Genomic DNA, 12,753 nt, shown 5'->3' on the forward strand with positions numbered 1-12,753 from the left:
TTTGTTGTAAAATTATTTAATATACTGCTATCTCATTTTTTTCCTTCTCATCCATGCTCATTTTTCCTTCTCAAAAAGATAAACTCCTTTTTTTTGCTTTCTTACTCATTAAGCCCTTCTTATAAAAAATCCTGTTCCTTCATTCACATAATTATTCATGAATATAAAAAAAGTACAAATTAGGTGGTATATATTTAAATATTGACAACTTTTTAAATATTTTCATATTGGTAAACACCTTCTACTTCTTAAAGATGCAAAAGGATATTCTAAAGAAAATCATTATAAATATAATACAATAAAATATAGGTATATTTATATAACATAGGCTTTTTTACCTGAATATCTCATCTACATACTGCTAAATTACTCAAGTAATGTTTAAAACAAGCTAGCAGCAATTCATCCACGATCTTGTCATCATTTTTGCAGTGTGCTCCATTCAGAAGAAAATTTATAAATTTAACAGAGCACATATGAAGATGATTACTAGAAAAAATTCAATTTTGTTTTTCAAAAAAGGAGGCAAGTGTAGCAAGTATTCAATTTTACCAATGTCTATTTTCGCTCTTCTGCTTATAGCACCTGCAGTGAGCATAAATGCAAATTCTTTAAATAATTACTCTTCCAAAAAAGGTATTATTTCTGAAGATATCCCTGATAGTAACACTAGTAAAAGTATAAAGCCTACAAATGATAACTTACCCTCTGAAGGAGCGGCTCAGATTACTTTTAGTTTGTACGACGCACAAACTGGTGAACCTGTAGCAGGCTATAATCCCATACAAGAAGGGGCAATAATTAACATATCAAGCGTTGGAAAAGAACTTACCGTGGTAGCCAATCTGGTAAAGAAGCAGGCCGGGAGTGTAGCGCTAAAATTTAATAAAAGCAAAAATTTCCAACTGGAAGAAATAGCCCCCTATGGTATAGGACTGAATTTTAATCTTTTGAGCGATGATAAGCTTACTATCTACGATAGCTGGGCGCCTGAGTTGGGAAGTAATGAAGTTACTGCTATTGCATACCAGGAAGAAAGAGCAAAAGGAAATATCATCGGTAAAGCCAGTATTAGCTTTACAGTTGTCGATGAGCCTATTGACAATGCCATTACATTCAGCTTATACGATACAAAGACCCAACAAACTGTTCCGGCTTACGATCCTATACCCGAAGGCGCAGTAATAGACTTAGCTGAGGTAGGAAAAGATGTGCAGGTGATAACTAATGTAAAAAACGCTAAAAGTGGTAAAAGCATATTGTTAGGATATAATGACAATAAAAATATCCATCAAAAGAATGAAATTTTGTCCCTGGCCGGCGATGTAAACAATAACCTTAACATCAAAGGATGGACACCCACAATAGGAAGAAACTCCCTGAGTGCGAAAAGCTTTTCCGGCCTAAATGGAGAAGGCGGTCAGATTGCTACTAGCTCGATACAGTTTGATATTATTAATAGCAAGGCAGCTGAAGACCTGATCAAGGTTAGTGCTTACCCTAACCCAACTGTTGATGAACTACATATTTTGTCTGAAGCAAAAGACAATACAAGCTTTACATTGATTGATAATGCAGGAAATGTAGTAAGATCAGGAATTATTGATGAAATTCAGGGAGAAGTAAAGATAAATGTACAAAACCTGGTGAGTGGAATTTATTATCTAAAGACAGTGACGGAGAATGGTTCTTCAACCAAGAAAATTTTTATCAGGAAGTAAATTGTACAAGACGACAGAAATAAAGCAATGAAAATGAAAAATATTCTACTACCCATAATATTCTGCACCTGTTCTCTTTATGCATCTGCAAAAGAAAACATTTCAGAAAAGACAAGCCCCAAACACAGGATTGAGGCAAATACAAATAATGAAACAGGCGTATGGTTAGAAGCTGAATGCGCTTCAACCCTAGGAGATAAGTGGCAAAAGCTATCCAGTTCTTCTGCCTCCAGTGGTTCTTATATCAGTATCAAAGACGGACATAACAGCACCGGCTCAGCACCTTCAGCCAGTCAGGATATTGCTTCTTTTAGCTTTAATACCGCAACTGCCGGTAGCCATAAGCTCTACGGACGTATCATGGCTGAGAGTGGAGGAGATAACTCTTTTTATGTGCGTATTAACGGTGGCAGCTGGAATCAATGGTCTGTTAAACCGCAAAGTGGATTTGTATGGCATTCATACTCCGATCCCGTTGAGCTGAAAGCAGGAACAAATACTATTGAGGTGAGCTATCGTGAAGATGGCACCCTGCTCGACAAGTTTTTTATTAGCATGGACGGTTCTACGCCTTCTGGCACAGGTAGCGCTGCCATCAACTGCGGAGGTGAAAGTATCAGAAATGAAGCCCCTAAAGTAAGCATAAGCGGTTTGCAAAACCTTACCCTGCCTACCAATAGCACGTCTCTTACCGCTCAGGCCTCTGATGCAGATGGCAGTATTTCATCTTATAAGTGGGAGCAGGTAAATGGCCCTACCCAGGCTAAGTTGAGCAATACCAGCTCTGCTACTGCAAAAGTAGATGGCCTACAGGAAGGTTCTTACACTTTCAAAGTCACTGTAACTGATGATCAGCAGGCTACAGCCTCCGAACAGCTACAACTTACAGTAGAAGGAGAATCAGAAGCCGTTGAAGCCCCTGCAGATGAAACAGGCGTATGGTTAGAAGCTGAATGCGCTTCAACCCTAGGAGATAAGTGGCAAAGACTATCCGGTTCTTCTGCTTCCAGTGGTTCTTATATCAGTATCAAAGATGGACATAACAGTACCAGCTCAGCACCTTCAGCCAGTCAGGATATTGCTTCTTTTAGCTTTAATACCGCTACTGCCGGTAGTCATAAGCTCTTCGGACGTATCATGGCTGAGAGTGGAGGAGATAACTCTTTTTATGTGCGTATTAACGGTGGCAGCTGGGATCAATGGTCTGTTAAACCGCAAAGTGGATTTGTATGGCATTCATACTCCGATCCCGTTGAGCTGAAAGCAGGAACAAATACTATTGAGGTGAGCTATCGTGAAGATGGCACCCTGCTCGACAAGTTTTTTATTAGCATGGACGGTTCTACGCCTTCTGGCACAGGTAGCGCTGCCATCAACTGTGGTGATGTAGAAATTGGTAATCTTTCTCCCTCTGTAGATGCAGGGGATAACAAAACCTTAACTTTGCCTGATAATAGCATTACCTTAAAAGCTCAGGCCTCTGATGCAGATGGCAGCATTTCATCTTATAAGTGGGAGCAGGTAAATGGTCCTACCCAGGCTAAGTTGAGCAATGCCAGCACTGCTTCGGTTAAAATCAATGAGCTGAAAGAAGGTAAGTATACTTTCAAGGTTACAGTGACTGACAATGAAAAAGCTACCGCATCTGATCAGCTGCAACTTACAGTAGAAGCAGAAGCCGTTGAAGCCCCTGCTGATGAAGTATCAGATATTGTAATCAAGAATACTATCAATTTAACCAGTGATAAAAAGATAAATAACAACTGGTTAATCGGCAGCCATACGCGTATCACAAGCTCAAATGGAGCAGTTATTAAAATTGATGGATCCCGTATACAAGGAGGATTAGTACTTAATGGGGTAACTGATGTAATCATTGAAAATGTTACCATTGATATTAATGCGGAACGTAACTTTGTCACTGGCATCTGGCTGGAAGAAACCAGGAATGTGATCATCCGCAACTGTAGATTTATTAACAGCAAAAAATCCATCGCTGACCCTGACTGGACACTGCATGGTATCAATGCTCGTAATATCAAGTTCATCAAAGTACTCAACAATTACTCTGATAACTGCCAGCTAAAACTGAACGGCGGAAACTATAGTGCGGAGGATGTGGTAATCTCAGACAACTACATCAGAGAAGTAACCCAGATGGGTATATCTGTAGTAGCGCAGCCAACCAGTGGACGTGTAGTGATGAGAAATATCACGATTGAGAGAAATACCATGGAAAAAATAGACAATCATGGTATATATGTAGGGGTTGATCATGGAAAAGGGGAATATGGTGCTCCTACCATAGTAGAGAATATCGTGATCGTAGACAACAACATGAATGAAATGGCTTTCTTAAACAGTAGTCAGAGATCTAAAGGCATCCTGGTAAATGGAACCAAGGAGTCTAAAAACATCAGGATTGAGAATAATAAGGTCTCTACTCCAACCAACTTTGATAAGCAAATCATGGGTATACAGATTAAGTGTACAGATGGAGGCCATACCAAAAACCTGAAGATATCAGGAAATGAGGTGTCAGGCTTAAGTAGCTTTGGTATATACTTAGAAGGGACGAGCGGACTTGACATATCCGATAACTACTTCAAAGAGGGAAGAGGTATTGTGATCAAGAGCAGTGCGGATGGAGAAGTATACGATAACTACTTTACCAACACCAATGGTCAGGTAAGAATTGAAAGCTCTTCTGATGTTACAGCAGAATAATACAGTACTCACTTGACAATCATGCTTAGCTGTTTCAATAAGACAGATTAACAACAGCTAATGATCAACTTACTTGTCCTACTCTTCTCCTCAAAAGAGGAAAAAGAGTAGGACATTTTTTATTGTACCCATACAACCTTTTGACTGCTTACAGTCGCCTTTGCCTTAAGCTGCATGCTATACACCATACATTTCCGGTTTGTGGAGCCCCTCCAGGCCGGACACTAACCGGGGCATACATGCCGTGGACTTGTGCGGGGCACCCCGTGCCGCCGTGGCCCGCCGTGGCGACTGCCGGTCCCACAGCCCACTTTCAGGAAATATACCGTAGCATAGTTGCATACTATTACTTCCCTATCACCTTTCGTTCTTAGCTCCCGGAAGCTTCACAGCTTAGCAGTAACAAAGAATTGGTATTACACTATATTTTTATAGGATTCCTTCTCCTAAACCCATCCTTTTTATTATTTTAATAGAAAGATTTTTTATTCTGCTTATGAAACTCCCCCGAATACAAATAAGCGTGGCTATCCTATTTTTTTCCGGAAGTGCTCATGCGCAGTTTACAGACTCCTTACAGTTGAAAATAGGCACAACAGCCACTGTAGCTACCCAATCTTATCAACCCCTCTGGCTCATAGCAGGTCGTTTTGGTACCATCGCGGATAGACATGCAGACCTGTCTACGCATATAAGGGTTTCCAATAAACATACATACCGCGCCAAAAGCCCTCTCTATCATTATTTTCTTGAGAATAATGAAGTGCCCGATCTATACCTCTCCTATGCACTGGATGTGTACAATCATAATCACCTGGGCGAAACTTTCATTCAGGAGGGAAATGTTACGTTAAACTATAACCATTGGCAGATAAGGGCAGGCAGATACGAAGAAATTCTGGGAGAGATTAACCCCGAGCTTTCCAGCGGCTCTTTAGGCGTAAGCGGAAATGCCCTACCGGTTCCTAAAGTAAGCCTGTCTGTAAGAGAATATACCGATGTTCCGCTTACCTATGGCTGGGTACAGTTTAAGGGGCTCTTCAGTCATGGATGGATGGGAAAAGAAAGACTAGTACCCAACACCCTTCTACACGAAAGAAACCTCTACCTGAGAGTAGGGCGTAAGCCATTCCATGCATACGCAGGCTATAATCGTTTTGCGATATGGGGAGGAAAGCATCCCGACTCCGGTCAGCTGGACAATTCCTGGAATGCCTTTAAGACAGTGGTTATGGGCAGACCCATAGATGATGCCCGCCCTTATACCGAAGCCAAAGAAGGGCGTCTGGGAAACCATCTGGGATTTATGGACTTTGGTTTTTCTTTTGATTTCCAGGAGCTCTCCCTTAGCTTTTATCATCAGATCCCTTTTGAGGACCGCTCTGGCATCAAACCGCTGACCAACCCTGACAAGCTGATGGGAGTATCTATCATCAACCATGCAGAAAACACAAATTTCTCAGCCCTTACCCTGGAATTCGTAGATACCCGTTACCAAAGCGGAGACGTGAAGTCGGGGCATGATAACTATTATAATAACAGATTGTATACGAATGGATGGACTTATAGAGGACGAATCATAGGCACTCCTCTTTTTGTAGACCGAAACAAAGCAGCGATTTATCTGCAGGAAGACATCGTAGATGCGGAACGCTGGGTGGTAACTAACAATAGAATCCGGGCATTCCATATGGGCATAAAAGGACAAATGTTACCCACTTTACACTTTCGTACGCTGGCTACCTATACTGAAAACTACGGTAATTACTTTAACGGAGGGCAGTTTACACCCTACAAAATACAGTGGTATTTTTTGCAGGAGCTGGTTTTTTTACATAAAGCATGGACCTTCACTACTGGCTTAGGATTTGATACCGGTCAGCTCAGTGATAATTTTGGTCTGTCCCTTGGAATAGAGTATCACCTGAATAGTCTCTCAAAGAGCGTCAGCAGGCTCAGACAAGCTTATCCCAAAATAAGCCCTTAACCCCTGGCATGCCTTTGCCCCTACTACATGATGTGATGAATACTGCTTATGGGCAAAGAATAGCCCTGGAAGCAAACAGTGACTTGTGCCAGCTCAACCAAAAGCCCAAGTGAGAGCTCCCTCCTTTGTTAGGAAGCAATGCCGGCACATGAGGGATACCCACACTGATATGCTTCCACATCCATGCTACTCCCGTCTGTAAACCGTAGGCGGCATCATATTCCAGCGGTATGGCAAGCCTTCCCCATGACTCCAGCTCGATAACGGGCACCCCACTCACTTTCCAGGATTGATGTAATTTTACTTCAGCCTGCTGCCAGGTATGCAAATTTATCTCTGTGGTAAAAAAAAGAGAGAGATTCTTCCTTACCACCACCATCTCTCCTCTAAACCTGAAGGGCAGACTCAAAGATAGCCGCTCGTATTCTTTTGTCATACTTAGAATTTCGGAAATACTGTCCTGTATTGCTATAGGGCTCGCAACTTCATCTATTAAGTGGTCCAGTTCAATGCGCCGATTAGTTTCTTTATTTATGCCATAATAGTGTAATGACTTCGGTGAAAACCCAATCCTTCCCCAATCCAGCAGACTGATGCCTGCCTGTTCTATGTGCCATTTTTTCTTATTCAATGGTGCATGCTTACTTTGCCATTGCAGGCCAAAATCAATACCCAGCCCGATAGCCTGTGGTTTCCAGAAGGCGGACCAGTTTTCATTGGCTGAATAGCCCGGGCTGTAGCGAGCATCCCATCGGTAGGCATGGACATAGATCACATTAGAATCCCTGAGCTCATAATCCATATAGGGAAAATGCATTTGCAGTACCCCATTGCCAAGAAGAAGATGCAGGCTGCTCCCTATATACCAGCTACCTAAACGGTTTTCTGCCATGAGATAGGCATAGCTGAAATGCAGATCCTCCCATTGTGTGCTGTTTAATTTAGCATGTACCCCCACCCGCTCTCTTTCATAGGTACTTTCATCGGAAAATTCGGTAATGATATCACGCGCGAAAACCGCTGCGGTAGACATCTGTGCCTGCCAGCGATACTGAATCCCCAGGGCCAATCTGGTCCTGTCGTTCAGAACAAAGCTCATGGATGGCCCCTGAAGCTTAAGCCAGCTATGCTGCGTTGCTGTGCTTTTGAAATCAGTGCTGGCATACAGTAAGGAGCCATTCAGACTAGGGTATAACAAATGACTGCGCCAGTCTGCCCCCAGTCCTGCCACTCCCCAATCAGCTTCTCCATCAGGAAGAAAAAGCGCTGCCGGCTGCTCGCCTACTCTTAACACTCCCTTGGGGCGCAAAGCAAACTGACCGCTAAAGGACTGCGCGCAGACAGGAGTGACAAAAAATGACATGTCCCATGCTAGAAGGAGTAGTAGGAAAGCACGCATAGTTTGACGAAAAAAGCTATTCTACAAGTAAGAGTCTACAGAACCCTACACAAAAAGGAAAATATATCTGACTTCTAAAAGCCTGAACTACTAAAACCTTAGCATTACATTCATTTGCCTGACCAGAAGTATAATCAGGCTGGCTCTTATAGTATCTTCATAAGGTACAAAAAAAAGTTTAATTCACACAATAACATTAAGCAGTCTTCTGAGGGAAAAGAGCAGTAGCTATAACTACGGTTATCATACTACTTACCTCACCAGACTTATACTCCCCTGATACTTTCTTATTTCTCCGTCCATAAATTCGACTTCTATTTTGTAGACAAAGGTAGAGGGAAGAAGAACTTCACCATGCATCCTACCATCCCACCAATAGTCCTGAGCATTTATATCAAAATTAGAAGCATGGTATACCAGCTCACCCCAGCGGTTGTAAATTATATATTGCCTGACCTGCCTTACCCGGGCGGATCTGCCAAATAGCTCAAACCTATCGTTCAGGCCATCTCCATTCGGACTGAAAGCATTAGGAATATAGACTGTATTTTCAGCGCAGGACTGGTTAAAGTCCGGATCATTGGGTGCCATGCATTCTCCGCAGTCATCCAGTACGGATGTGCCATTCACGACTCCGGCGCAGTCGGTACAACTCTGGTTAAACTCAGGATCGTCTGGGGCTAAACACTCTCCACAATCATCCAGCACCGATGTGCCGTTCACGACTCCGGCACAATCAGTACAACTCTGATTAAACTCCGGATCATTTGGTGCCATGCATTCTCCACAATCATCCAGCACCGATGTACCATTGACGACTCCGGCACAATCAGTACAACTCTGATTAAACTCCGGATCATTTGGTGCCATGCATTCTCCACAGTCATCCAGTACGGAAGTGCCGTTTACTACCCCGGCACAGTCCGTACAACTCTGGTTGAACTCAGGATCGTCAGGCGCTAAACACTCCCCGCAGTCATCCAGCACCGATGTACCATTGACGACTCCGGCACAGTCGGTACAGCTTTGGTTGAACTCAGGATCATCTGGTGCTAAACATTCTCCGCAGTCATCCAGCACCGATGTACCATTCACGACTCCGGCACAGTCGGTACAACTCTGGTTGAACTCAGGATCGTCGGGTGCCAAACACTCTCCGCAGTCATCCAGCACCGAGGTGCCGTTCACGACTCCGGCACAGTCCGTACAACTCTGGTTGAACTCAGGATCATCGGGTGCCATGCATTCTCCACAGTCATCCAGTACGGAAGTGCCGTTCACGACTCCGGCACAGTCAGTACAGCTTTGGTTGAACTCAGGATCGTCAGGGGCTAAACATTCTCCGCAGTCATCCAGTACGGAAATGCCGTTCACCACTCCGGCACAATCAGTACAACTCTGGTTAAACTCAGGATCATCGGGCGCCATGCATTCTCCGCAATCATCCAGCACCGAGGTGCCGTTGACCACTCCGGCACAGTCGGTACAACTCTGGTTAAACTCAGGATCGTCGGGTGCCAAACACTCTCCGCAGTCATCCAGCACCGATGTGCCATTCACGACTCCGGCGCAGTCGGTACAACTCTGGTTAAACTCAGGATCGTCTGGGGCTAAACACTCTCCGCAATCATCCAGCACCGAGGTGCCGTTCACGACTCCGGCACAGTCGGTACAGCTTTGGTTGAACTCAGGATCGTCTGGCGCCATGCATTCTCCGCAATCATCCAGCACCGAGGTGCCGTTGACCACTCCGGCACAGTCGGTACAGCTCTGGTTAAACTCAGGATCATCGGGTGCCAAACATTCTCCGCAGTCATCCAGCACTGAGGTGCCGTTCACCACTCCGGCGCAGTCGGTACAGCTCTGATTAAAGTCCGGATCGTCGGGTGCTAAACATTCTCCACAATCGTCCAGTACGGAAGTGCCGTTCACTACCCCGGCACAGTCGGTACAACTCTGGTTGAACTCAGGATCGTCGGGTGCCAAACACTCTCCGCAGTCATCCAGCACCGATGTACCATTGACAACTCCGGCACAGTCGGTACAACTCTGGTTGAACTCAGGATCGTCAGGGGCTAAACACTCTCCACAGTCATCCAGCACCGATGTGCCATTCACGACTCCGGCACAGTCCAAGCTTACTGAGGAGATGGCACAGACGGCATCTATCTCCGGCCCCAGGGTTGACTCCGCGAGCCCTCCTCCTCCATCACTGATGGAAATGGCATCAAACAATAAGGTCTCTGCTGCATAACCCGGCAAAACAATATCTATGTCAAACCCATCAGATCCCAGGACATTTCCCACATCATAATAGCCATCCATGTCCGCATCGGTAATACCCAGCATTTGTAATTGCGATTCGGTAAAGGCATTGGCGGGCCTCAGCGCCAGCCTGCTTAATTCCGCTGAGCCTACTTCAAAAATCCACAGATCGTCAGTGGCATCTCCGGAATTGGTAAGCAGGTTATTGGTAAAAGCCAGTTTTAAATTTCCGTTCTCCCCCAGGAAGACAAACTCAGTCAGACTCGGAAAGGCGCCTGTCCAGTCACTCACCCCCAGTGCGGCGGAAGGGTCCAAGCCACTAAGGCTCCCCCCCGGACTATACTCCAGCACTTCATCGGCAAAAGTAATTCCCTCCCCACACCTTGTACAACCATCATTGGGCAGCGCCTGACAGTCATTATCTTCACAGTCAATGAGCCCGTCACCATCATTATCTATCCCATCGGCACAGCCTATAGAAGTATTCTCCTGAGCCAATATCCGGCCCGGCAAAGTCAGCAGGATCAGGAGAGTGAAGTGTAGTAATAAGTGTTTATACTTGAGCACCTTTAGGCTTGGCTTAGGCAGTAATGTATATAATATCTGTTAATCATGCTCGCTGTGCTTATGCAAACGCAGCCTCCATCGTTTTACCGGCGGAGGACTAAAAATATGACCCATGAGTCTCTGAAATCAGCACCGCACTTTTGAATATAAGTAAAGTCCTGAGAATGTGCAATCAAAAACTTTGGCGCTTCTGTTCACCCTGCCAGAGTAACAGCAGCAATAGCCTATCTGGTCAAAGTAGCATATGTAGCCTTGAGCCTCCCGACCGGATCTTCCAGACCGGGTTCTCCAAACCGGTTCCTCCGGACCGGTTCCTCACAATACCTAATCATATGTATTGGGTTTGGCCTGTAAAGAAGTGAACCGCCAGGAGTCTGCATTGCATTGCTGTTTGCAGCGCCTGCTCTTTCTGTTTCAGCATAATATCAACCCCACAAAGAGGGTAAGCTTACTTCCGCTGATAAAAGAAGAGCCTGGGTTTAATGCTAAAACGCTTTTCGCTCAGGGTAAAGAAGCCACTGCCATCAGCGCTAAAGCCAATACTTTCTCCCTGCGGCTCCACCTTATAGGGCAAAATAGCGGGGCGTGTTTGTAACAGGTCCGACAGCGGTGTATGCTGATCTTCCCGCCTCCAGTAATAGATGTGGTTATATGATTTGATCAGTAGCTCTCGCCCATCCGGGCTAATAGCGGCGGCGGTGACCTGGTCCAGCCTGCTTTTCACTTTAGGGTATAAGCGGCATACTTTTTCCAGTACTATTACTTCTTCTGCGTATTGCTGCTGATACGGCAGGCGATATACTTCCGTGCTGTCCCGGCTTTTGGAGAGCACATATACATCTCCGCTGAAAGGTTCCACCATCAGCGCTTCCGCATTATGCTGTGGCCCCGGACCCGGATAACGAAAACGAATAGTCTCTACTGCTTCCAGCCGGCGCAGGGAATCAGCGGGAGGCAGGCTGACTGGCTCTCTGATTCGCAATATACTTTTGACCGCTCTCTTCCTGCCATTATCCCCTATATCGCCTATGTACAGATAGGCCGGTCCATTTTCTGATGCCGGAACCCTGCCCACCGCCATGTCTTCCCAGTCCTGATGGGGGGCGTTGACCAGATGAAAAGTAGCCCGTGTTTTGCCTTTCTCATCTATAAGAAAGAGGTAAGGCGCATGCCCACTGTCGTTGTGCACCCAATAGTGATGAGGGTACTTGCCGCTGGGGGCTATGCCGGAAATTTCTGACAGTCGCTCATCCCGGATGATGCCCTGCACCTTAGCATTTTTGAAAGCGCTCTTTGAGGGGACATGCACTTTCTCCGGCCGTTTCTCCTGCGCATAGACCAAAGGTGAAAGCACGTAAAAGAAAAGGGCCAGGGACAAAAGCTTCATATACATGGCTGTAATATAGAGATAGCTTCACGCTTGTACAATACCACTCCCTCACCCCCTTTTATTGTGTAGCATATAAGCCACTGAAATGACAATAAGGTCGTTCTTTTTCTCCAATGTCATCCAGTCGGACAGCCGGGGCGGCCCCGCCGATGCCGAAGGAACTTTTTAGTAAGATCCACTAAGCTCTGGCTATGTTATATTTTTCTTTTGAAACACGTCACCTTCCGCCTCATCCTTAACTTTAAGCAGGTCCAGGCAAGGTTCTTTCGCGGCCGGCCAGGCTGAATGACAAAGTAGTAGAGATGTCATCCAACACCGGGTGCTCCACGCAGTGTGCTCCACACCGGGTATCGCATACCGGGTGTCGCATACCGGGTGTCGCACACTGCGTGGAGCAAAAAGAACCTTTAAGTGTAAAGCAGTAAACATACGTATTAAACCAATGCCCTATTAGAAGTACATTATTTTGCATCACATCACCTTCCGCCTCATCCTTAACTTTAAGCAGGTCTCAACAAGTTTCCTTCGCGGCCAGCGTGGCGCGGAGTGCAACTCGCGGCATGCAATGCGCGGAGTGCAACTCGCGGCCAGCCGGGCTGAAGGACTAACCTTCTCCATTTTGTCATCCAGTCGGACGGCCGATGCCGGTGGACCTTTTAAGCGAAGCGCACTAGCCTCTGTCGGCATCCTGTTTTTC

At 45.4% G+C, this 12,753-nt stretch carries 6 protein-coding genes; 3 read left to right on the forward strand and 3 right to left on the reverse strand.

The features are described 5' to 3' along the window. The first annotated feature begins 554 nt into the window (after positions 1 to 554). From OKW21_RS24010 to OKW21_RS24020, 3 genes are all read left to right on the forward strand, one after another. Positions 555 to 1,721 (forward strand): T9SS type A sorting domain-containing protein, encoded by a 1,167-nt coding sequence (locus OKW21_RS24010; protein WP_277484436.1) that lies wholly within the window; start codon positions 555 to 557, stop codon positions 1,719 to 1,721. Positions 1,722 to 1,754: 33 nt separating this feature from the next. After that, complete coding sequence (locus tag OKW21_RS24015) at positions 1,755 to 4,448, forward strand: PKD domain-containing protein (protein WP_277484439.1); 2,694 nt, start codon at positions 1,755 to 1,757, stop codon at positions 4,446 to 4,448. A 523-nt stretch (positions 4,449 to 4,971) separates the two neighbouring features. Further along, positions 4,972 to 6,435 carry a capsule assembly Wzi family protein gene (locus OKW21_RS24020; RefSeq protein ID WP_277484443.1) on the forward strand — a complete coding sequence of 488 codons (1,464 nt, stop codon included), beginning with the start codon at positions 4,972 to 4,974 and terminating at the stop codon, positions 6,433 to 6,435. A 46-nt stretch (positions 6,436 to 6,481) separates the two neighbouring features. On the opposite strand, the gene OKW21_RS24025 is transcribed toward OKW21_RS24020, so the two are convergent. The 3 genes from OKW21_RS24025 to OKW21_RS24035 all read right to left on the reverse strand — a co-directional run bounded on the left by OKW21_RS24025 (position 6,482) and on the right by OKW21_RS24035 (position 12,053). After that, complete coding sequence (locus OKW21_RS24025) at positions 6,482 to 7,834, reverse strand: DUF5723 family protein (RefSeq protein WP_277484444.1); 1,353 nt, start codon at positions 7,832 to 7,834, stop codon at positions 6,482 to 6,484. A gap of 252 nt (positions 7,835 to 8,086) precedes the next feature. After that, complete coding sequence (locus OKW21_RS24030; protein WP_277484447.1) at positions 8,087 to 10,666, reverse strand: T9SS type B sorting domain-containing protein; 2,580 nt, start codon at positions 10,664 to 10,666, stop codon at positions 8,087 to 8,089. Between the two features lie 448 nt (positions 10,667 to 11,114). Beyond that, positions 11,115 to 12,053 carry a hypothetical protein gene (locus OKW21_RS24035; RefSeq protein ID WP_277484451.1) on the reverse strand — a complete coding sequence of 313 codons (939 nt, stop codon included), beginning with the start codon at positions 12,051 to 12,053 and terminating at the stop codon, positions 11,115 to 11,117. Positions 12,054 to 12,753 lie beyond the last annotated feature (700 nt).

This window comes from Catalinimonas alkaloidigena (genome assembly GCF_029504655.1).
GTDB classification, from domain to species: Bacteria; Bacteroidota; Bacteroidia; order Cytophagales; family Cyclobacteriaceae; genus Catalinimonas; species Catalinimonas alkaloidigena.

What these genes read in the sequence shown, in the direction of transcription:
- OKW21_RS24010 (WP_277484436.1), top strand. Translation starts at nt 555, where the DNA reads ATGTCTATTTTCGCTCTTCTGCTTATAGCACCTGCAGTGAGCATAAAT.
- OKW21_RS24015 (WP_277484439.1), top strand. Translation starts at nt 1,755, where the DNA reads ATGAAAAATATTCTACTACCCATAATATTCTGCACCTGTTCTCTTTAT.
- OKW21_RS24025 (WP_277484444.1), bottom strand. Translation starts at nt 7,834, where the DNA reads ATGCGTGCTTTCCTACTACTCCTTCTAGCATGGGACATGTCATTTTTT.
- OKW21_RS24035 (WP_277484451.1), bottom strand. Translation starts at nt 12,053, where the DNA reads ATGAAGCTTTTGTCCCTGGCCCTTTTCTTTTACGTGCTTTCACCTTTG.